Below are 21,670 nucleotides of genomic sequence, written 5' to 3' on the forward strand. Positions count from 1 at the left end.
ACCCCGAATTCACCCATCATCGCCACCTGAGAGTCATCCACAGGGTGAAAACGGGGCCGAATGAACGCGACGGTTGGGCGTGGCTAGTTGAACGTGTCGGCGAGTTCGGGCCAGCGGTCGGCCTTGCAGTAGACGGGGACGATCTCCAGCGGGACTTCGCGGGTGACCAGGCCGTGGGGGACTGGCTCGCCGGTCCAGACGTCGATCCAGTCGCCTGCTGGGAGGTACGTCGTCCAGGTGGTGGCGGCTGGTTCGAGGACCGGGTTGATCAGGAGGTCGTTGCCCAGCAGGTATTGGTGGGGGTGGTTCCAGATCTCCTCGTCGGCCGGGTAGTCGAAGAAGAGTGGGCGCATCAGCGGGCGGTCGGTGCTGATGGTGAGCGCGGCCTGTTCGGTCAGGTACGCGACCAGGCGCTCGCGAAGTTCGGCGTACCGGCGGAAGAGGGGGACGACGCGTTCGTCGCCGGTGGTCTCGCCGACGTACCACGGGGTGCGGTCGCGGAGCGGGAGCTGGTGGTGGTTGAACTCCGAGTGGTACTGCATGATCGGCATGAAGACCGATGCTGCGGCGGCACGCAGGTAGAGCTCGGCATCCGGCACCGGGCCGGAGAAGCCGGCCAGATCCCAGCCCCAGTAGACGATTCCGCACGACGCGGCGGTGAGCCCGGCCGTCACCGAGGCGCGGTATGCCTCCCAGGTTGAGTCTTCGTCACCCGCCCAGAAGATCCCGTGCGCCTGGGAACCGGTGAAGCCGGCGCGCGAGAACGTCACCGGCGCCTTGCCCACCGACCGGAGCAGATCGCCGAAGGCACGCGCGTAGTGCACTGGGAAGAGGTTGTTGCCTTCGTCCCCACGTTTGCCGTCGGCGTACTGGAGATCGTGTCCCCAGGCGTGCTCGCCGCCGTCGGTCTTGAAACCGTCCACGTCGAGGTCGTCGACGAGGTAGCGCCGCTTCTCAGTCCACCAGTCTCGGGTGCGCTGGGTGGACAGGTCGGGCATCAGCGCCTGCGGGAACCACCAGCCACGGTTGTGGTACGCCGTACCGTCCGCCTCCAGCACTGCGTGCCCGTCGCGGACCATCGCCTCGGCATCGGCCGCGACCTGCCCAGTACTGAACTCTGTCTTCTGCAACGGGATCTGCCAAAGAATGACCTTGATCCCGCGCGCGTGCAGCTCGTCGATCATCGCCTTCGGATCCGGCCACACGCCGGCTCGATACTCAAAGTCCTTATTGCTATGGGCACCCCCATCGGCGGTCACCTCATACCGAGCGTCGCGCCAGATGGTGATGCCCTCTTCGTCGCTCCACGCCTCGATCACCACCGCGCCGACCGGGATCGAGAGGTCGCGATGCGCGTCCATCCGCGCCATCACCAGCTCCTGGGTGTTCCACTCGTTGCCTGAAGCCCACAACCGGAACACCCAGTCCGGCAGCTCCTCAGCCCGGCCGACCTCGTCCAGGAACTGCTTCAGCACTTCGTCCGCCGACCCCTCATAGATGCCCAGATCAACGACTGCCTCGTCGCCCAGGGCAACCTCCACGGTGAGCCGGTCACCCTCCGACGAGTACCACGTACGCCGCGAAGTACGGACGTGGAAACCCCACCCGTCGCCACCCACCACGTGCGCGAACGGCATCGGCAGATACGTCCGCCCATGCACCCCTTGCGACTTGTACTGCTCGAACACCACCGCATCGAGCTTCTTCCCCCGCTGATCCAGAGAGTCGTACCGCTCCCCGAATCCCACCAGCCGTTCCCCCTCGGCCAGCGGCAGCGTGAACCGCGCGCGGTGGACGCCGACCGCGGAGACGAGCCACTCGACACTGCTGACGCGCTCACCACCACCCCGCACCTCACCGTGACCGGTGACCCAGGCGGCCGGCGCAACCTCGAACCACTCCGTGCTCTCCTCGGTATCACCGAAACCATGGAAGCGATACTTCACCGGCTCCGTCAGCGGCGGGGTGACCACCGACCAGCCACCATCGCCACCGAGCGCGGTCGCCTGCGCCTCGGCCAGGTGGCCCTCGCCTCCAGCCAACGCCGCGGCATCTGCCGCGTTGGTCTCAGCGGGAGCCAGCGTGAGTTCGGCAGACCCCCACTCGCAAACCACTCGCTCGACATCGGGGGAGACCACCACACCCAGGTGGACCTGTTGCCCGGTCAGCGGTTGGACCGGGATGCGTTGGTCGGGGGAGGTGGCGTAGGGGTGTTCGATGCCGTACGGCCGGTGGGTGAGCATCAGGCGTCCTTCTCAGCGGTGGTGATGCCGAGCTCGTCGGCGAGGATCAGGTACATGCCGTGGGACCACAGGAGCGGGCTGGCGACCGTTCCCCAGCGGGCGATCCACTCGTTGCGGGAACCAGGGTGGAGCAGGTGATGCGGGACCTGTTCGGGGAGATCGCCGTGGACGTCGACCTGGTCGGCGATCCACTTCAGGTGCCGTAGCGCGCCGGCGGTGTCTCCCGCGGCCGCCTGGTTCCACCCGAGCAGCGCCGACAGCAGGATCCACTGACCACCGCCGTAGAACACATCGGCCGTGAAGCGATGCACTCCGCCGTCGAAGTCCAGATCCTTGGCGACCGCCGCCCGGGTCATCGCGGCCAGCGAGTCATCCGGAGCGACCAGCCCGAACGGCACGATGCAGGCCGGCAACGACCCGTCGACCGCCGAGCTGCCGAGCCACTTCACCAGATGCCCGTCGACGATCCCCTCGGCGGTCACCAGCGAACGGATGTCGGCGGCAACCTTCAGCGCCGCCGCCGACCAAGGGGCCGATCGCAACGCCTCACAGGTGCCGACGGCAACCAGCCCGCCATGGATCGCGCCGAGCGTCGACACGTGCCGATGCTCGACGTGCTCCTCCCACCAGTCGTAACAAGGCCGGTCCCAGAACGCGACCAGGTAGTCGACCGCGATGTCGATCCCCTCCCGCCAGCGCGACAGGTCGAGCCCGTGGCGCGCGGCGTGGGTGACCACCGACCACAACCACATCCCGTAGCCGTCGGTCTGGAAGTCCCACCAGGGATCCGAGCCGTCCTCACCGTCGAAGGTGAACCGCGTCGGCAGCATCGCCTCGTTCGACGGCACCTCACCCCGGGCGAGCGCCGCGCGCAGGTTGTCCACCTGCGTGCGGCGACGACGCAGTACGCCGTCGACCCAGTCGTGGTACCGGCCGGCCGAGGCGACATCGCCGTAGCGGGAGATGCCTTCGGCGGTGAAGGAACCGTCGCGCAGCCACGCGTATCCCTTGTACGCCGAGAAGGTCGGCGAGGCGGGGTAGGCGCCGCCGGCATCCTGGTGCTCGGTGATGACGGCGTGACTGTGCTCGGCGAGCGCCCGCAAGCGGGTCAGCTCTTGCAGATCCAGGGCGGAGGAGATCATCGATTCCTTCACTTCTTCAGCAGGCCGTTGACCTTGGTCTGGGCATCCGCGAGCGCCTTCTCGACCGGCTTGCGACCGGCTGCGGCGGACGTCAGCTCAGCGGTGACCAGGTCCTGCATCTCCTGCTGACGCTCGATCACCGGAGGCAGCACGGTCTCCTCCAGTGCGGTGAAGACGGCCTTGCGGTTGGCGGGCTTCTTCTGGTCCAGGTACGGCGCCAGCTTGGCGTCGTCGGCCACCGGCGGCAGCTCCCAAGAGGTGGCCAGCCGGGTCTTGGTGGTGTCGTCCGAGGAGGCCAGGAAGGTGACCCACTTCTGCGCGGCCTCGGCGTTCTTGGAGGCGGCCGACACGACCAGGCCGTTCACGAACATCGCGGACGCCTTCTTCGTGTTGCCCGGCTCGACCACGACATCCCAGTCGAACGGCGCCGCGGCCATCGCGCTGAACATCCAGATCCCGGTGTGCCACATCGCCAGCTTGCCCGACTTGAACAGCTTCGAGTCGAAGTCCGGCGTACCGGCGCCGTCGGCCTCGGTCGGCATCGTCTTGCCGACCTTGTCGATCAGGAACTTCGCCGCCTCGACGCCCTGCGGCGAGTTGAAGGTCGCCTCGGTCCGGTCGGCGTTCAGGAACTCGCCACCGTTCTGCGCGAGCACCTTGTAGAACTCGTTGTACGAGACCGGCTGGTAGTCACCCCAGACCTTGGCGCCCTTGTCGGTCAGCTTGACGGCCGCCGCCTGCTCGTCCTTCCACGTCCACGCGTCGGTCGGCTCGGCCACGCCGGCCTTCTTGAACAGCGCCTTGTTGTAGAAGAGCACGACGTTGGAGAACGACTCCGGTACGCCGAACTGCTTGCCGCCGTCGTTGAACGCGTCGACCAGCGACTTCTTGTAGGCCGCCGTGTCGACGTTCTTCAACTCGGCCAGCGAGCCGTTCTTCGCGTACGTGACGAAGTTCTCGTAGTTCAGTTCGAAAGCGTCGGCCGCGGTGCCACCAGCTACCGAGGTCTGCAGCTTGGTGAAGTAGTCCGCGTACGGGACGGTCTCCACCAGGACGGTGATGTTCGGGTTGGCCGTCTGGAAGGCGTTGACGATCGCCGTCAGGTCCTTCTCGTGACCGTCGTTGGAGGAGAAGTTCATGTAGCGCACGACGGACTTGCCCTCCGGCGCCGCGGCTTCCTTGGTGGCTGAGCCCTGCCCACAGGCTGTCAGGGTGAGTGCGAGCGCGGCGGTCAGGCCGAGGCCCACGGTCTTGAGATGGCGCATGGCGGTTTCCTTTGCTCTCTTACGATGCTTACTTGATACCGGTGTGGGCGACACCGGCGATGATGTGGCGCTGCGCGAGCAGGTACACGATGGCGATCGGGACGATGGAGACGACGGAGCCCGCCATCACCACGTCCCACTGGGTGGTGAACTGGCCCTGCAGGGTGGACAGGCCGAGCGGGAGCGTCATGAACTCCGGCGACCTGATCACCACCAGCGGCCAGAGGAAGCTGTTCCAGCTGCCCATGAACGCGAACACGGCGACGGTCGCGAGCGCGGGCCGGATCAGCGGCAACACGATGGTGGTGAAGATCCGCAGGTGGCCGGCGCCGTCGATGGTGGCCGCCTCGTCCAGCTCCAGCGGTACCGCGGTGACGGCCTGGCGGAGCAGGAACACCCCGAACGCCGAGGCGATCGTCGGCGCCAGCAGGGCGAAGTACGTGTCCTGCAGGTTGAACGTCTTCATCTCGATGAACAGCGGCACGACGAGTACCTGCAACGGCACCATCAGGGTCGCCAGGTAGAAGCCGAACACGACGTTCTTGAGCGGGAAGTGCAACCGGGCGAACCCGTACGCCGCCATCGAGCCGGTGATCAGCTGGAGCACGGTCGACAGGATCGCGATCCCGAGCGAGTTGACGATGATCCGCCAGATCGGGATCGCGTCGACGAGCGTCCGGTAGGCGTTGAGCGTCGGGTTGTCGACGACGAGCTTCGGGCCGTCGGCGAGCGAGCCTTCGGGGGTGATCGAGGTGATCACCGTCCACAGGAACGGGAACAGCATGATCGCCGCGCCGACCAGCACGGCGGCGTACAGGGCGAGCCTGGCGGGGAGGGATCTGGTGTCACGCATAGTGCACCCACCGGCGCTGGCCGCGGATCTGGAACACGGTGATCAGCAGGATGACGGCGAACAGGATCCAGGACAGCGCGGACGCTTCACCAGCGCGTCCGTACCGGAACGTGAGGTCGTAGATCTGGCCGACGACGACCTGGCTCGAGCCCTGCGGGCCACCGCCGGTCATCACGTAGACCTGGTCGAAGACCTGGAAACCGTTGATCAGGGAGATCACCACCACGAAGAAGGTCGAGGGCGAGAGCAGCGGGAGAGTGACGCGCCAGAACCGTTGCCAGGCGCTCGAGCCGTCCACCTTCGCGGCCTCGTAGATGTCCGACGGGATCGACTGCAGGCCGGCCAGCAGGATGACCATCACGAACCCGAGGTCCTTCCAGGCCGAGCTCAGGATGACGGCAGGCAGGGCCCAGTGGGGGTCGGTCCACCAGCCGGGCTCGGGGAGGCCGACGGCACCGAGCACCTGGTTGACGAGACCGTTCGTCGGGTTGAGCAACCACTTCCACACCAGCGCGACGACGACCCAGCTGGTGACGACGGGGAGGAAGTAGATCGCCCGGAGGAACGAGCGGCCCTTGAGCTTCTGGTTGAGCGCGAGCGCGAGGCCGAGCCCACCGGCGTACACGAGCGGGAGGTAGCCGGCGACGTAGATCAGCGTGTGCAGGAAGACCCGGCGGGTCATCTCGTCGGTGAGCAGGTTCTTGTAGTTGCCCAGACCCACCCATTCCATCGGGGAGATCAGGTTCCACTTGTGCAGGCTCACCCAGAGCGAGGAGACCATCGGCACGAGCGTGAAGATGAAGAGTGGAACCGCGCTGGGGAGCAGGAAGAAGAGCACCCAGCCGAGCCGCTTCCCGCCGCCGGGCCGCCTGGTTCGGCGGCGGGTAGGGGTCGCGTTGGCCTTCATCGGGCCTCCAGCCGGGCGCGGACGAGGCGGCTCTGCTCGCCGCCGTTGCCGGCCGAGTCGAAGGGGGACGAGAGCACGAGGGACGCCGCTCCGCGAGCCCACTGGTCCTCCGTCCACGGCTCCACCACGACCGGTACCGCGCTGCGGGCCGGTAGCAACGATCGCCGGAACGACGGCTCGAACCCGGTCTGCCAGAACTCCCATCCATCCACTCCCTCACCCATCAGCACGACGACCTCCGGGTCGACCGTGTGGATCACGCCGGCGAGCGCCCGTCCGAGGATCCCGCCGGCCTCTTCGAAGATCTGTCGCGCCGCAGTGTCACCAGTGGTTGCCGCCCGCAACAAGGTGGCGAGTGTGCCGCGCGGGCCGACCACCTTGCGGGCGCGGCCCGTGCGGGCGATCCCGGCCGCACCGATGTACGCCTCGAGGCACCCGGTCGAACCGCAGGTGCAAGGCGGTTGCTCGGTGCCCGGCGACCAGACCGGGATGTGCCCGATCTCGCCTGCGCCACCGTTCGCGCCGCGGTAGATCCCGCCGTCGAGGACGATGCCGCAGCCGATGCCGCGCCCGATCGTGACGACCAGGTACGACGAGTGGTCGCGGCCGATCCCGTAGAGCCGCTCGGCCGCGGCCAGGGTGTTGACGTCGTTGTCGACCAGGACGGGCGTGCCGATCGCGCTTCGCAGTACCGGCCCGACGGGAGCGGACCGCCAGCCGAGCGTGGGCGCGTCGACGATGCCGGACGCCTGTGAGTCGACGGCCCCCGGTACGCCGACGCCGACCCCGAGCAGCCGGTCGTCGAGCTCGGCCACCTGCTTGGCCAGGATCTGCCCGAGTCGCTCGATCGCGTCCTCGGCCCCTGGGTCGTAATCGAGCTCGGTGGACGACCTCACGGTGCCGTCCAGCTCGACGGTCACCACCGCGACGTGGTCGGCGGTGACCTTGGCTCCGAGGGCAACCCCCGCGTCGGTCACGAGCCCCAGCAAGCGGGCCGGCCGGCCGCCCTTCGACGGCACCGACTCCAGCTCTTCGACCAGCCCGCGGGCGATCAGATCCTTGGTCACCTGGGTGACCGTCGCCGGACTCAGCCCGAGCCCCTTGGCGATCTCGGTCCGCGAGGTCGGCCCCTGGGTGCCCAGCAACCCCACGATCCCCGAAGGCACCAGATCGCCCCGGGGAATCGGACCCTGACCACTCGCCACGTGCACTCCCGACTTACTTCGCTACTAAATTTAGTCAGAAAGTAAGCCCAGTTCGAAGGGTCCGTCAAGAGGCTGCGTCCCGGAGGACAGGTAGTACTCGCCCGAACGCCGTAGGTAGTCGGCGGGCTGAGCGTGCAGCGGGCTGGGAAACGGCACTATGTCCTGTTGGTCGGGACGAGGTGCCTTGACGGGGCGTGTCGGCGGGGACGAAGTGTTGACGGCGGTCGGGTGTCGGGGTTAGCTTCCGGAGACTTCCTTCGGTGACCTTAGTAAGGGTGGTGGGCGGGTGCAGCCAGTGCGGGCAGGAAGCAAGGAGCTGATCCGGGAGATCAACGCATCGCTCGTGCTGGGGGAGCTGCGGGGTGCGCTGGTGTCGCGGACCGAGCTGGCCAAGCGGACCGGATTGAGCCTGCCGACCATCTCCGAGATCGTCGGCGAGCTGATCGGCTCCGGCGTTGTCGAGGAGCGCGAGATTGCGTCCTCCGGCGGTGGCCGGCGGCCGGTGTTGCTCGGTTTGAAGCCGGACGCGGGATATGTGATCGGCGTCAAGGTCACCGAGACGAGGGTGATCGCCGTGCTCACCGACCTCAACGCCGGCATCGTCGAGCGGGCCGCCGCGAGTATCGCCGAGGACGACGTCGCGACCGTCGTGCGGGCGATCGCGGGCCTGGTCAAGCAACTCTGCGCCGAAGCCTCACGCCGCTCGGCGGACTCAGCCAGCCTCCGGTCTAGCCGGTCGGTGGCGTCAGCCAGCGTCCGGTCCAGCCGCTCGGCGGGGTCGGGCAGCGTCCGGTCCAGCGGCTCGGCGGGGTCGGGCGGTGGGGTCCGGTCGAGCCCGGTGTACGGCGTCGGAGTTGGGCTCGCCGGCGTTATCGACCGGGCCACTGGGCTGGTTCGGCATGCGACGTACTCCGACTGGCATGACGTCGACCTGGCCGGGTTGCTGACCAAGCGCACCGGGTTGCCCGTGGTGGTCGACAACGACGTCAACACCTTGGTGGCCAGCGAGCAGTGGTTCGGCGCCGGGCGCGGAGTCTCCGATGTCGCCGTGGTGAGCATCGGGCGTGGTGTCGGGCTCGGCATGGTGCTCGACGGACGGCTGTACCGCGGTGCCGGTGGTGGCGCGGGCGAGTTCGGGCACACCAAAGTTGTTGCCGACGGCCCGCTCTGCGACTGCGGCGGGCGCGGCTGCCTGGAGGCCTTGATCGGGGAGCCGGCCATCCTGGCCGCGACCGGGAGCAGCACCATCGAGCAAGCCGCCGAGCGCGCCCGCGCCGGCGAACAAGCCGTGAAACAAGTCTTCGATCAAGTCGGCCGCACGCTGGGGACGGCCGTCGGCAATCTGGTCAACCTGCTCAATCCCAAACTGATCGTGCTCGCGGGTGAGGGAACCCGGGCGAGCGATCTCTTCCTTCCCGGCTTCGACGAAGCCCTGAACCAAGCTGTGTTCGACGGACTCCAGCGTGACCTGGAGATCGTCGTCGACGACTGGGACGACGAAGCCTGGGCGCAAGGCGCCGCAGGCCTGTTCCTGGGAGAACTCTTCCAGCCGAACCTCCGCCCAGACGAGGCCAACCGCCCGTCTTTAACCAAGCGCTCCGCCTGACCCTGCTCTCGGTGTGAGGCCTCGCCCTCACACCGCCTGTTCTTTCCTTTCTGAAGTGAGGCCCCTAGATGAGGTTTGTCTTGACGCCGTCGCGAAGGCGGTGGGTCGCTGCGCTCCTGGTGCTCGCAGCGGTCCTCTTCCAGTTCACCCCGACCGCTGCCTACGCCGGCACGCTGACCGGCGTCTTCCACGCCCCGTACGGCGCCGACGAGCTCTACAACACCGCCCTGACCGAGCGCGCGCCCCGCGATCCGATGGCCGGCCAGGCCGTCGAGGTCAAGGCCAACACCTGGCCGATCTCGTCGGGCCAGACGGTCTGGATCACCTGGACCAAGAACGGCGTCAACCAGACGCCCATCGGCGGCGCCTTCGACTACAACAGCGGCGGCAACACGTACTGGAAGGTCCCGCTCGGCACCTTCGCGCGCGGTGACCAGATCACCTACACGGTCAACGCCGACGTCGACGGCGCGAACCAGAAGACCACTGGCCCGTTCTCCTTCGCCGTCACGAGCTACTCCGGCACGGGGAACGTCTCCGGTTTCGTCAACAACGGCACCAGCGTCGACGTCACCACCGGAGACACCGCCGGCAGCTTCACGCCGAAGGTGCGCTTCGCCTTCCCCGCGATCGATCGCTTCCACGTCCAGGTCGCCCCGACCGGGAGCGGTCTCAACATCACCGGCTCCTCGTCGTACACGGTGACCGACAGCGCGGGCACATTGCAGATCGCCACCACCAAGGTCGTCCTCAAGATCCAGAAGACTCCGTACCGCGTCGCCGTCTACAAGGGCGATGGCACGACGCTCATCGCCCGGCAGTACGACCCGGCGACCTTCCGCAACACGGGCTGGGCGAGCGACGGCAGCACGACGGTGACGAAGGTCGAGGACCACTGGCTCTCGCCCGTGGCTGAGCGCTTCGAGGGGCTCGGCGAGCGGTACGACTCGCTGAACCAGCGGGGCAAGGACGTCCACAACTTCGTCTACAACCAGTACCAGGACCAGGGCCCGACGGCTCGTACGTACCTGAGCGTCCCGTTCTTCACGAACTCGGCCGGCTACGGCATCTACGTGCCCAGCACGCGGTACTCCGTGTTCAACCTCGGCACGCACCTCAGCGATATGGCGGGGTTCACCGTGGACACCGGTGGCGCGCTCAACTCGACCGTCGACTACTACTTCTTCACTGGTACCCGAGCGGAGATGCTCGACCAGTACACCGCGACGACCGCCCGCCCGAAGCTGCCACCGAAGTGGTCGTTCGGGCTGTGGATGTCTGCGAACGAGTGGAACACTCAGGCCGAGGTGAACGCCGAGCTCGCCAACGTGACGTCGAACAACATCCCGCACAGCGCGATGGTGCTCGAGCAGTGGAGCGACGAGGCGACCTTCTACCTGTGGCACGGCGCGACGTACACGGCGAAGCCGGGCAGCCAGGCGCTCGCCTACAGCGACCTGACCTTCCCGGCCGGCACTGCGTGGACCAACCCGAAGGCGATGGTGACGGCCGCCCACGCGCAGAACCTCAAGATGATCCTCTGGCAGATCCCGGTGCTGAAACAGGACTTCGACACGAATCCACCGACGGCTCCGCAGCAGCACGTCAACGACCGCGACTATGCCGTTGCCCAGGGCTACGTACTCGGTGACGGTGCCGGTGGCGCCTACCGGATCCCGGCTGGGCAGTGGTTCGGCAACAGCACCGTGCCGGACTTCACCAAGACCACCGCCACCAACTGGTGGATGAGCAAGCGGTCCTACCTCTTCGACGACGTCGGCATCGACGGCCTGAAGACCGACGGCAGCGAGGCCGTCTTCGGGCGCAACGTGACCAGCGGTTCCGGTCGCAAGGGCGACGAGCTGCACAACGCCTACCCGAACGAGTACACCCGGGCGTACAACGAGTTCGTCACCACCAAGAAGGGTGCCCAGGGCACTTTGTTCAGCCGGGGCGGTACGTCGGGGGCGCAGGCGAACTCGATCTTCTGGGCCGGCGACCAGGCCTCGACCTTCGATGCGTTCCAGCAAGCGGTCCGCGCCGGGCAGAGCGCCGGGCAGTCCGGCGTCCCGTTCTGGTCGTGGGATCTGGCCGGGTTCACCGGCACGTTCCCGAGCAGCGAGCTGTATCTCCGATCGGCGGCGCAGGCGACCTTCTCGCCGATCATGCAGTACCACTCGGAGAAGTCGAACCCGGGCGTCTCCGAGGCCCGCACGCCGTGGAATGTGCAGGCGCGCTCAGGTGACACCACGGTGATCCCGAAGTTCCGCAAGTTTGCCAACACCCGGATGAACCTGATCCCGTACCTCTACACGGAAGCCAAGAACGCCTCCACCACGGGATTGCCGATGATGCAGGCGATGAGCATCGCCTATCCCGACGACGCGACGGCGGCGGCGCAGGACCAGCAGTACATGTTCGGCCGGCAGTTGCTGGTGGCACCGATCACCACGCAGGGCGCAACCAGCAAGAGCGTCTACCTGCCCGCGGGCGAGTGGTACGACTTCTGGAACGGCGGCCGGGCGCAAGGTGCCGGCACCAAGGTCTACAACGCCGACACCGGCACGATCCCCGTCTTCGCCAAGGCCGGCGCGATCGTCCCGCTCAACCTGAACGCGAACTACGAGCTGGGCGGGAACATCGGCAACAGCGTCGACACCTACACGAACCTCGCCTTCCGCGTCTACCCGGCCGGGACGACGAGCTACGGGTACTTCGAGGACTCGGCGAACCAGACCAGGACGGTCACCTCGACGGAGAACTTCGCCGGTCACCAGGTCACCGTGAGCGTCCCGCCGCTCGCCACCAAGAGCACGCTGCAGGTGGCGTCCAGCAAGCCTTCGTCGGTGACGAAGGACGGTGTGACGATGACCGCCCACGCCACGCTCGCCGCGCTGCAAGGCGCGACGGACGGGTGGTACTGGGATCCGGTCCAGCAGCTCACGCTGGTCAAGACCGCATCGAGTGCGGCGGCGCGGAGCGTAGTACTGAACGGTGTCGACAAGGCTGCTTATGAAGCCGAGTTCGGCAGCAACACCGGTACTACGACGAACACCGACCACCCGGGCTTCACCGGCACCGGTTTCGTCGATGGGTTCGAGACCGCTGGGGATGCTGTTCAGGTCGACGCCAACGCGGCGGTTACCGGCAGCCACGTGATCAAGCTCCGTTACTCCAACGGCGCTGCGACGACGGCTACCCGCACGATCCAGGTGGACGGAGTCAGCGTCGGGTCGGTGAACCTGCCTAGTACTGGTAACTGGGACACCTGGGGAACCGCCAGTCTCACGACCAGCCTGACCGCCGGGAAACGTGTGGTGAAGGTGGTCTATGGCAGCGGCGGGGTCAACCTGGACAACATCGGGGTGGTGCGGCCATGAAACGGCTGATGGCATTCCTTCTGTTGTTGCCTTTGCTGGTGGTGCTGCCGACTCAGGCAGCGCAGGCGGTGGTGCAGCGGGTGCAGTTCACTGCCGGGGGCAACTATCTGGTGGTGGAGTTTCTCGATGACGATCTGGTGCACTTCGAGATGGGGGCAGGGGCCGGACCTGGCACCGGCTCGCCCATCTTCACCACCACGCAGATCGCCAAGACCAACTATCCCGGTCCGACCAGCCTCAACCAGGTGGGCGGCGTACTGACGACGCCTGGCATCAAGGTGGACGTCAACACGAGCACTCTGTGTGCGACGGTCTACGACACCACTCGCACTCCGCAGCTCTTGCTCAACACCACCTGCCCGCGCAACCTCAGCCAGGCGTGGAAGGGGCTGAGCTTCACAAAAGCGTCCATGCAGAACGCGTACGGGCTGGGCGAGCAGTTCTTCATGGGCGGCAGCGCCGACGGCGACTGGGTCGGCCGGCAGCGTACAGGCGGTACCTACGGCAACGCGATGCTGTACGACACGGACAACGGCCCGGTCGGCAACGCGCAGATCCCGGTGCTGTTCGCGGTCGGCGCCAACACCACGAACTACGGCATGTTCGTCGACCAGGTCTACAAGCAGCAGTGGGATCTGACCGGCGACCCGTGGACGATGGACACCTTCGGCGATCAGCTCCGCTGGTACGTGATGAGCGGACCCGACCTGCCCGATCTCCGCAAGGACTATCTGGAGCTGACGGGTCGTCCTCCGGTGCCGCCGAAGAAGGCATTCGGGCTGTGGATGTCGGAGTACGGCTATGACAACTGGAACGAGATCGACACCACGCTGACCGGGTTGCGCGCGAACAAGTTCCCGACTGACGGCGTGATGCTCGACGTCAACTGGTTCGGCGGCGTCACCGCGGGCTCCGACAACACCCGGATGGGCACGCTGGAGTGGGATCCGGTCAACTTCCCCAACCCGGCGACCAAGCTGGCGACGTACAAGAACACCAACGGCGTCGGCGTGATGACGATCGAGGAGTCGTACGTCGGCAAGAACCTGCCGGAACACACGAGCATGGCGAGCGCGGGCTACCTGATCCGCGCGGGCTGCTCGAGTTGCACCCCGGCGTACCTGACCGGGAACGACTGGTGGGGTCGCGGCGGGATGATCGACTGGACCCAGCCGGCCGCGAGCGCGCAGTGGCACAACACCCAGCGGCAGCCGCTGATCAACGACGGCGTGATGGGCCACTGGCTCGATCTCGGTGAGCCCGAGATGTACGACGCCAACGACTGGACCGCCGGCCTGCTCGCGGGCAAGCACGCGCACTCCGACTACCACAACCTCTACAACCTGGAGTGGGCTCGCGGTATCGCGAAGGGATACACGGACAACGCAGTACAGCAGCGGCCGTTCATGCTCGCCCGATCGGCAGCCGGTGGCATCCAGCGGACCGGTACTGCGATGTGGTCCGGCGACATCGGCTCCAAGCTGACGGCTCTCGCGTCGCAGCAGAACGTCCAGATGCAGATGTCCATGTCGGGGATCGACTACTTCGGCTCGGACATCGGCGGCTTCCGTCGCGAGATGCTCAACACGGACCTCAACGAGCTCTACACCCAGTGGTTCGCGAACTCGTCCTGGTTCGACGTCCCGATCCGGCCGCACACCGAGAACCTCTGCAACTGCGCGGAGACCTCACCCGACTCGATCGGTGACGTCCCGAGCAACCTCGCCAACCTGCGCCAGCGGTACGAGCTCACGCCGTACTACTACTCGCTCGCGCATCGCGCCAACACGACCGGCGAACCGCTGATCCCGCCGCTGGTCTACCAGTACCAGAACGACTCGAACGTGCGGGAGAACGGCAACGAGAAGCTGATCGGCAAGGACCTGCTCGTCGGTGTCGTGGCCGGGGCTAACCAGCGCAAGCGGGACGTCTACCTGCCGGCCGGCACCTGGTTCGACTACTACACCAACACCAAGACGGTCAGTACCGGCCAGAACCTCGTCGACGTACCGCTGTGGCGCAACGGCAAGTTCCAGCTGCCCGCCTACGCCCGGGCCGGCGCGATCATCCCGAAGATGACCGTCGACGACCAGACGATGAACGTGGTTGGCAAACGCGCCGACGGGACGACCCGCAACGAGCTGGTCGCCCGGGTGTACTCCGACACCACGTCGTCCTCGTTCACGCTCGCCGAGGACGACGGGTCGACCATCGGTTACCAGACCGGGGCGAAGCGGACGACCGATCTGACCCAGTCGAGGTCAGGCAGCACGGCGACGGTCGGTATTGCCGCGTCGTCAGGCACCTACACCGGTGCACCCGCATCGAGGCAGAACGTGGTCGAGTTGGTGGCCGACACGCAGGCTTCGGGCGTCACGCTCAACGGGTCCGCGCTGACGCAGTACGCGAACAAGGCGGCCTTCGACGCGGCGGCCAGTGGCTGGTACAACGCCGGCGGCAGCCTGGTCGTCGCCAAGTCGGCCTCGCTGGCGACGAGTACGGCGAAGTCGTTCGTTTTCACCCTCGGTCAAGCGGTCGTTTCGAAGACCTTCAGCTGTGCCAACGGGACGACGACGACTGGCCAGTCTGTGTACGTCGTGGGCAGCGCGCCGCAGTTGGGGGCCTGGTCGGTGGCGAGCGCGGTGAAGCTGGCACCGTCCGCGTACCCGACCTGGACGGGGACCATCAGTAACCTGCCGCCCGGCACGACCGTTGAATGGAAGTGCATCAAACGCCAGGAAGCGAACTATCCGGCGACCGCCGACCAGTGGGGCCCGGATCCGAACCTCTCGTTCACGACCCCCGCGAGCGGCTCGGGAGGGACCACCGCCGGCACCCTCTGAACCCTCGCGGCAACGCGCTCTCCGGTATCCGGAGAGCGCGTTCCGGGTTCTGGACGGTCGTCCAGTTCCTGGCACTGTGATGCCAGTGTCACCGGCTGTCGCGCGCTCTGAGACCATCATCACGCGCAGGTATGTCCTGAGTAAGGACTGTGTGAAGATTCGGTGCTGACGGCTCTCTGGAGGTGGCTCGCCGCCCCGGGAACCGTAAGTTCGTAGAGGTGTCAGCCGAAGTCAGGAGTGAGCGAAGTGCAACGGGGCAGTCCGGTCGTGCCGTCGGCATGCCCGCCAGAACTGGCATCCGTAGGGGTGCCGGCATGACGGCGATCAACAAGGTTCTGATCTTCGCCGGGGTGACGCTGGTGCTCGCCGGCGTGGGCCTCGGCTTCCGCTCGGTCTCGGCCGGTGGGGCCACATGCGGGTCGGTGTTCCAGCCGGCCGGTGGCATCACCCCGATGGCCTGCGACGGACGCCTGAACAACTCGGGCACCCTGGTCACGCTGGTCCTGGTCGCCGGTGGCCTCTGCCTGGCCGCCGCCTTCACCGTCAAGGTAGTCCGCGACCGCGTCGCCGCCTGACGACTCCTCCCAGTCCGGCCCCGGCAGCTGAGCCGGCGAGCCGCCGCTGCTCTGCCTCCGCCCGTCGTGACCTGGGCGTGACCGGCCCGGTGTGAGTGGCCGGACGGCGGATCTACTGACCCGTACTGCGAATTCCTACGCTGGCAGCGCTCAGTGAACGGGGATCGGAGGGGGCCGGATGATCAGGTTCGAGGTAGGGGTGGACGACCTGGCGCAGGTCAGGTTCACGACGGACGCGGTCTGGGAGACAGCCGCCAGCCTGGGGGTTCTCGTGCACCCCCGGTACCACGCGCTGCATACCCGATTGCGGGAGCGGCTGCCCGGCTCACCGCGGTTCGATCTGCGGCTGCTGCTCGAGTTGATGGCCAACAGCAGGTGGACGCCGGATCTGCTCGCTCCCCAGCCGGGGGCCAAGCCGCCGTCGCCACTGGAGCAGTTCGATCGGTTGCGCTGGACCGATCCGGCCGTCGCCGGCCGCGATCTGGGGATGTTCCGGCGGCTCGTCCCGACCGGCCGGGTCGCGCGGATGAGCGTGCATGAGCTGATCGAGCGAACGACGGTCGCGCTGACGGCGTACTGGCGGCTGGTGCTCGAACCGCTGTGGGAGCGCATCGACGCGATCGTCGGCGCCGACATCGCCCGGCATGCGGGGGCGCTAGCGAACGACGGGTTCGGCTCGGCGGTCGGCGGGTTGCATGACGAGCTCAGCTACGAGAGCGGCGTACTGCGCGTCGACATGCCGAGTACTGAGCTGAAGGTGCCGTGCAACGGGCAGGGCCTCTGGCTGGTCCCGTCGGTGTTCCGCTGGCCGCGGGTGGCGGTCGATCCGATCAGTCGCGTGCCGGTGATCAGCTACCCGGCTCGCGGGGCCGGGCTGGTCTGGGAGGCCAGGGACTCTGGGTGCGGCCGGCTGCCCGCGCTGCTCGGGCGCTCTCGGGCGGCGATCCTGCAGCAGCTGGACATCCCCCGTAGTACTACGACGCTGGCGAACCTGCTGCGACTGGCTCCGGGGACGGTGAGCGATCACTTGTCGGTGCTGAGCTCCTCCGGGCTGCTCACAGCACGCCGCGACGGGCGACGGGTGCTGTACTCGCGGACGGGGCTGGCGGCGGCGCTGCTCGCTACCGAGTCCACGCTCGATCGCGACTCGGCGATCTCCCAGCAGAGCTGAGGCGTCCTGCATCGGTACGTTGTGTGGGTGGACCTTCGGATCGAGCTGGACGGGCGCGGGGACCTCGCCGGTCAGCTCTATCGGCAGATCGTCGAGCTGGTCGCGGGCGGATTGCTCCGCCCGGGCGAGGTGCTGCCGTCCAGCCGCGAGCTCGCGGGCCGGTTGTCGGTCTCCCGCAACACGGTCGCCGCGGCGTACGAACGCCTGTTCGCCGAGGGCTTCGTGCAGACCCGGGCCGGGGTGGGCACATTTGTCAGCCACCACGTCGAGCAGGCCGGACCGCCGCTGCCGGCCGGCGAATCAAGACCGCCGAGGACAACTCGGATTCGGCCGGTGTGGGCGGAGCTTGCGGAGCCGCCGGACTTGTCGGCGGCGACGCCGCGGTTCGACTTCCGGGCGGGGATCCCCGATGTGCGGGCCTTTCCGTTCGGGGCGTGGCGGGCAGCGGTGGCGGACCAGTTGCGGGCGGGGGCGGTCGGATCGGGTGCGCATGGGGATCCGGCGGGGGATCCGCGGTTGCGGGCGGCGGTGGCCAGGCACGTCGCGGTGTCGCGGTCGGTCCGGTGTGGGTTCGAGGACGTCCTGATCACCAGCGGGATCCAGCAAGCGATCGACCTGATCAGCCGCGTACTGCTCGAGCCGGGCGACGTGGTGGCGGTGGAGGATCCGGGGTACGGGCCGCCGCGGGTGCTGTTCCGCTCGCAGGGGATGCGCGTCGTTGGCGTACCGGTAGACGGCGAAGGGCTTGTCGTCGACGCGTTGCCAGATGATGCGCGGCTTGTCTATGTGACGCCGGCGCATCAGTTTCCCCTCGGCATACCTATGTCCACGCCGCGGCGGCTGGCGTTGCTGGAGTGGGCGGCGCGGACCGGCGCGACCATCATCGAAGACGACTACGACAGCGAGTTCCGCTTCGGCGGGCGGCCGCTCGAACCGCTGCAGAGCCTGGATCGGCAGGGATCCGTCGTCTACGTCGGCTCGTTCAGCAAGGTCATGCTCCCGACGATCCGGCTGGGCTTCGCCGTCGCGCCGGAGCCGCTGTGGGGTGCGCTGCGGAAGGCGAAGTGGGTTGCGGACTGGCACTCGGTGCAGCCGATGCAGGCAGCGCTCGCGAGCTTCATCGACGACGGCCGGCTCGCGCGCCACCTCCGCAAGATGCGGCGCATCTACGCCGAGCGCCACCACCATCTGCAGGCAGCACTCCACTCCACTTTCGACGGCGTACTCCGGCCGCTCCCGAGCCTCGCCGGTCTGCACGTCTCGGTCGTGTCCGACGATCCCGGCTTCGACGACCTGGCGATGGCGCGCCGGGCCGAAGAACTCGGCGGTGAAGTGATGGCTCTCACGTTCCACTCGGTCACCGACATTCCCCGGGTTCGCGGCCTGATCCTCGGGTACGGCGCGCTGCCGGTCGAGCAGATGGACGAGGCCCTCGCCGTGCTCCGCGGCCATCTGCCGTGAACTGCCTTGAACTGCCTTGAAAACAAGGTGCATCGGCTCGACCTGGTAGGGGAGGGTGTTGCCATGAGCATCGAACCGTTCCGCGTGGACATCGCGCCGGCCGAGCTGGACGACCTGTACGCCCGCCTCGACCTGACCCGCTGGCCGGAGGAGCTGCCCGGAGTCGGCTGGGCGTACGGCGTACCGCTGAACCACCTGAAGGACCTCGTCCAGTACTGGCGCCACGACTACGACTGGCGCAAAGCCGAGGCCGAGCTCAACGAGTGGGAGCAGTTCACCACCACGATCGACGGTGCTCGCGTGCATTTCGCGCACGTCCGGTCGCCCGAGCCCGACGCGACGCCGTTGCTCATCACGCACGGCTGGCCCGGCTCGATCGTCGAGTTCCAGCGGATCGCGGGACCCTTGACCGACCCACGCCGGTACGGCGGCGAGCCGGGCGACGCGTTCCATCTGGTGATGCCGAGCATCCCCGGCTTCACCCTCTCGGGGCCGACCCGCGAGACGGGCTGGGAGGCGATCCGGGTCGCGCGCGCCTTCGCCGACTTGATGGAGCGACTCGGGTACGACCGGTACGGCGTACAGGGTGGTGATTGGGGTGCGGTGATCTCGCGGGAGCAGGGGCGGCTCTATCCCGAGCGCGTTGTCGGCGTACACCTCAATCTGATCCCGGGTGCTGGAGTGACCTCGGAGCCGACGGAGGCTGAGCTGGCCGCGCTGGATCCGAAGGAGCGCGCACGCACGCTCGCGTCGTGGCACCGGTTCGAGGCCTGGCTGAAGGACAAGCAGGGGTACGCCGATCTGCAGGCGACCCGGCCGCAGACGCTGGCGTACGCGTTGACGGACTCACCGGTCGGCCAGCTGGCGTGGATCGCGGAGAAGTTCGAGGAGTGGTCGGGGGAGGCCCCGATCGATCGGGACCATCTGCTGACCAACGTGTCGCTCTACTGGTTCACCAGGACCGCCGGCTCGGCTGGGCGGATCTACTACGAGCGCCACCACGCCGCCTACTGGGGAAGCCCGATCGAGCCGTCCGCGACGCCGACGGCCTTCGCGGATTTCCCCGAGGACAACTTCATCCCACTACGGCGGATCGCGGAACTGACGAACAACATCGTCCGCTGGACCGAGTACCCCCGCGGCGGTCACTTCGCCGCACTGGAAGAACCGGATCTGCTCGTCGCCGACATCCGCGCCTTCTTCCGGGGCGTCAGCCAGGTGTGACGGCCGGCCGGTGATCCGGGTATCGCCTGCGCCTTACGGGCGTAGTACGAGTTTGCCCGTGGTGCGGCGGGCCCGGAGGTCTTCGTGGGCTTGGCGGGCTTCGCCCAGCGGGTACTCGGCGACGACCGGTTCCAGTTTGCCGGTGGCGACCAGGTCGAAGAGCTCGGCGAGGGGCTCGCGGTAGTTGCCGGGGAGCTTGAGGGCGGGGCGGAGCCAGAAGCCGGCGACGGTGAGGTTGTGGTTGGCGAGCAAGGCCGGGTCGAGCAGTGGGCGACGGCCTTCGCGGCCGGCGTTGCCGTAGGTGACGAGCCGGCCGAACCCGGCGAGTGCTCCGAGGGCGGCGTTGAAGGTCGCGCCACCGGTCGACTCGAGGACCACGTCGACGGGACGATTGTTGTTCGCGGCAACGACTCTGGCGGCGTACCCGTCCGGGTCGCTGTCGACGGCGATGTCCGCGCCGAGCGAGACGGCCAGCTTGCGCTTGTCATCGGTCGACGCCACCGCGATCACCCGGCCTGCGCCGAAGTGCCTGGCGAGTTGCACGGCCAGCGTGCCGACCCCACCGGCGGCGGCGTTCACCACGACAGATTCACCGCGTGACAGGCGAGCGCTGTTGCGCAGCAGGTGCCAGGCGGTGAGTCCTTGGACGAGCAGGGCGAGGGCCTCGGCGTCTCCGACCTTGCCGGGCACGTCCACTGCGTCGGCGGCGGCGACCAGCGCGAGTTCGGCGTACCCGCCGCCTTCGAAAGTGGGGGCGAGGACCCGGCGGCCGTCCTCGGTCCGGCCGATGACCTCGGAGCCGGGGACGAAGGGCAGCTCGGTGGCGGTGGTGGAGGAACCGTCGGTGCGATGGGTGTCGGCATAGTTCACTCCCGCGGCGTGGACCTCGACCAGCAGCCGGCCCGCGACCGGGACCGGCGCCGGCACCTCGGCAGGCACGAGGACCTCGGGTCCGCCGAACCGGCTGACCTGGATGGCACGCATGGAATGGTTCCGTTCTTTCGATGGGGGTTCCACCGTAGGGCCGTAAACCTCCCGCGCCGCAGAGTTGCAGCTTGTTGCAATGCCGCGCTCACTCTCAGCCGCCACCGGCTCACCGAGGGCTCGCGCCCACCCTAGGCGGCGGTGGTCCGGCTCCGGCGAACTATCGTGGCCGCATGAGTTTCACCGGCTTTCCGGCGGCTGCGCTGGACTTCTACGACGATCTCGAGATGGACAACAGCAAGACCTTCTGGACGGCGAACAAGCAGGTGTACGAAGAGTCCGTGCGCGCGCCGATGGTCGCGCTGCTCGCCGGGCTGGAGGAGGAGTTCGGAGCGGCGAAGATCTTCCGCCCGTACCGCGACGTCCGGTTCGCCAAGGACAAGACGCCGTACAAGACAGCCCAGGGCGCCTTCATCGCCCTCGGCCCGTCAACCGGGTACTACGTCCAGGTGGCGGCCCCCGGCGTCCGCGTCGGCGCAGGCTTCTACGAGGCCCCCGCCGACCGCCTCGCGCGAATCCGCACCGCCATCGATGAGGACCGCCGAGGCAAGGAACTCGAGAAGCTGCTCGCCGAACTCCAGTCGGCCGGCTGGGACCTGGGCGGCGAGAAACTCAAAACCACCCCTCGCGGCTACAACGCCGACCACCCCCGCATCGACCTCCTGCGCCACAAGTCGATGACCCTGGGCAAGTCCTACGGCTTCGAGCCGATCATCCACACCGCCGCCCTGGCCAACGAGATCCGCCAAGCCTGGCGAGCCACCGCCCCGTTCCTGGACTGGGTCACCACCAACGCCTGACCGCCGGACCG

General features: G+C 67.7%; 15 protein-coding genes. 8 read left to right on the forward strand and 7 right to left on the reverse strand.

Annotated features, from left to right (window positions below; all coding sequences use genetic code 11):
• Positions 1–83: 83 nt before the first annotated feature.
• The 6 genes from G3I17_RS06940 to G3I17_RS06965 are packed head-to-tail and all read right to left on the reverse strand — an operon-like array spanning position 84 to position 7,576.
• Entirely contained in the window at positions 84–2,243 is a 2,160-nt protein-coding gene (locus tag G3I17_RS06940; protein ID WP_164595026.1) for a TIM-barrel domain-containing protein, read from the reverse strand.
• A complete protein-coding gene (locus tag G3I17_RS06945; RefSeq protein WP_203589812.1) occupies positions 2,243–3,385 on the reverse strand; it encodes a glycoside hydrolase family 15 protein in 1,143 nt (380 codons plus the stop codon). Before G3I17_RS06945 ends, G3I17_RS06940 begins: the two co-directional genes overlap by 1 nt.
• An 8-nt stretch (positions 3,386–3,393) precedes the next feature.
• On the reverse strand, positions 3,394–4,650 hold the full coding sequence (locus tag G3I17_RS06950; RefSeq protein ID WP_164595028.1) for a sugar ABC transporter substrate-binding protein: 1,257 nt from the start codon (positions 4,648–4,650) through the stop codon (positions 3,394–3,396).
• Positions 4,651–4,678: 28 nt separating this feature from the next.
• Complete coding sequence (locus tag G3I17_RS06955; protein WP_164595029.1) at positions 4,679–5,503, reverse strand: carbohydrate ABC transporter permease; 825 nt, start codon at positions 5,501–5,503, stop codon at positions 4,679–4,681.
• Positions 5,496–6,410: a sugar ABC transporter permease gene (locus G3I17_RS06960; RefSeq protein WP_164595030.1), complete on the reverse strand. Its 915-nt coding sequence runs from the start codon at positions 6,408–6,410 to the stop codon at positions 5,496–5,498. The genes G3I17_RS06955 and G3I17_RS06960 overlap by 8 nt, the downstream gene beginning before the upstream one ends.
• Positions 6,407–7,576 (reverse strand): ROK family transcriptional regulator, encoded by a 1,170-nt coding sequence (locus G3I17_RS06965; RefSeq protein ID WP_203589813.1) that lies wholly within the window; start codon positions 7,574–7,576, stop codon positions 6,407–6,409. Before G3I17_RS06965 ends, G3I17_RS06960 begins: the two co-directional genes overlap by 4 nt.
• Before the next feature lie 334 nt (positions 7,577–7,910).
• Between G3I17_RS06965 and G3I17_RS06970 the strand changes: the two genes are divergently transcribed.
• From G3I17_RS06970 to G3I17_RS07000, 7 genes are all read left to right on the forward strand, one after another.
• The gene (locus G3I17_RS06970; RefSeq protein ID WP_203589814.1) at positions 7,911–9,221 is read left to right on the forward strand and encodes an ROK family transcriptional regulator; all 1,311 of its coding nucleotides are present in this window, start codon (positions 7,911–7,913) and stop codon (positions 9,219–9,221) included.
• A gap of 68 nt (positions 9,222–9,289) precedes the next feature.
• Positions 9,290–12,601 (forward strand): TIM-barrel domain-containing protein, encoded by a 3,312-nt coding sequence (locus G3I17_RS06975; protein ID WP_164595033.1) that lies wholly within the window; start codon positions 9,290–9,292, stop codon positions 12,599–12,601.
• 8 nt (positions 12,602–12,609) lie between these two features.
• Complete coding sequence (locus G3I17_RS06980) at positions 12,610–15,444, forward strand: TIM-barrel domain-containing protein (RefSeq protein ID WP_203589815.1); 2,835 nt, start codon at positions 12,610–12,612, stop codon at positions 15,442–15,444.
• Between the two features lie 314 nt (positions 15,445–15,758).
• The gene (locus G3I17_RS06985; RefSeq protein WP_203589816.1) at positions 15,759–16,019 is read left to right on the forward strand and encodes a hypothetical protein; all 261 of its coding nucleotides are present in this window, start codon (positions 15,759–15,761) and stop codon (positions 16,017–16,019) included.
• Between the two features lie 178 nt (positions 16,020–16,197).
• Positions 16,198–17,190 carry a helix-turn-helix domain-containing protein gene (locus G3I17_RS06990; RefSeq protein WP_164595036.1) on the forward strand — a complete coding sequence of 331 codons (993 nt, stop codon included), beginning with the start codon at positions 16,198–16,200 and terminating at the stop codon, positions 17,188–17,190.
• A gap of 27 nt (positions 17,191–17,217) precedes the next feature.
• A complete protein-coding gene (locus tag G3I17_RS06995) occupies positions 17,218–18,651 on the forward strand; it encodes a PLP-dependent aminotransferase family protein (RefSeq protein ID WP_164595037.1) in 1,434 nt (477 codons plus the stop codon).
• 63 nt (positions 18,652–18,714) lie between these two features.
• Positions 18,715–19,875 carry an epoxide hydrolase family protein gene (locus G3I17_RS07000; protein ID WP_164595038.1) on the forward strand — a complete coding sequence of 387 codons (1,161 nt, stop codon included), beginning with the start codon at positions 18,715–18,717 and terminating at the stop codon, positions 19,873–19,875.
• A 33-nt stretch (positions 19,876–19,908) separates the two neighbouring features.
• On the opposite strand, the gene G3I17_RS07005 is transcribed toward G3I17_RS07000, so the two are convergent.
• Positions 19,909–20,859, reverse strand: coding sequence for a zinc-binding dehydrogenase (locus G3I17_RS07005; protein WP_164595039.1), 951 nt, complete (start codon positions 20,857–20,859; stop codon positions 19,909–19,911).
• 173 nt (positions 20,860–21,032) lie between these two features.
• Between G3I17_RS07005 and G3I17_RS07010 the strand changes: the two genes are divergently transcribed.
• Entirely contained in the window at positions 21,033–21,659 is a 627-nt protein-coding gene (locus G3I17_RS07010) for a DUF2461 domain-containing protein (RefSeq protein WP_164595040.1), read from the forward strand.
• Positions 21,660–21,670 lie beyond the last annotated feature (11 nt).

Source organism: Streptomyces sp. SID13031 (assembly GCF_010548305.1).
Classification (GTDB): domain Bacteria; phylum Actinomycetota; class Actinomycetes; order Propionibacteriales; family Kribbellaceae; genus Kribbella.

Coding starts and splice junctions, on each gene's coding strand:
- G3I17_RS07005 (WP_164595039.1), bottom strand. CDS start 20,859: ATGCGTGCCATCCAGGTCAGCCGGTTCGGCGGACCCGAGGTCCTCGTG.
- G3I17_RS07010 (WP_164595040.1), top strand. CDS start 21,033: ATGAGTTTCACCGGCTTTCCGGCGGCTGCGCTGGACTTCTACGACGAT.
- G3I17_RS06990 (WP_164595036.1), top strand. CDS start 16,198: ATGATCAGGTTCGAGGTAGGGGTGGACGACCTGGCGCAGGTCAGGTTC.
- G3I17_RS07000 (WP_164595038.1), top strand. CDS start 18,715: ATGAGCATCGAACCGTTCCGCGTGGACATCGCGCCGGCCGAGCTGGAC.
- G3I17_RS06985 (WP_203589816.1), top strand. CDS start 15,759: ATGACGGCGATCAACAAGGTTCTGATCTTCGCCGGGGTGACGCTGGTG.
- G3I17_RS06950 (WP_164595028.1), bottom strand. CDS start 4,650: ATGCGCCATCTCAAGACCGTGGGCCTCGGCCTGACCGCCGCGCTCGCA.
- G3I17_RS06955 (WP_164595029.1), bottom strand. CDS start 5,503: ATGCGTGACACCAGATCCCTCCCCGCCAGGCTCGCCCTGTACGCCGCC.
- G3I17_RS06945 (WP_203589812.1), bottom strand. CDS start 3,385: ATGATCTCCTCCGCCCTGGATCTGCAAGAGCTGACCCGCTTGCGGGCG.
- G3I17_RS06960 (WP_164595030.1), bottom strand. CDS start 6,410: ATGAAGGCCAACGCGACCCCTACCCGCCGCCGAACCAGGCGGCCCGGC.
- G3I17_RS06975 (WP_164595033.1), top strand. CDS start 9,290: ATGAGGTTTGTCTTGACGCCGTCGCGAAGGCGGTGGGTCGCTGCGCTC.
- G3I17_RS06980 (WP_203589815.1), top strand. CDS start 12,610: ATGGCATTCCTTCTGTTGTTGCCTTTGCTGGTGGTGCTGCCGACTCAG.
- G3I17_RS06940 (WP_164595026.1), bottom strand. CDS start 2,243: ATGCTCACCCACCGGCCGTACGGCATCGAACACCCCTACGCCACCTCC.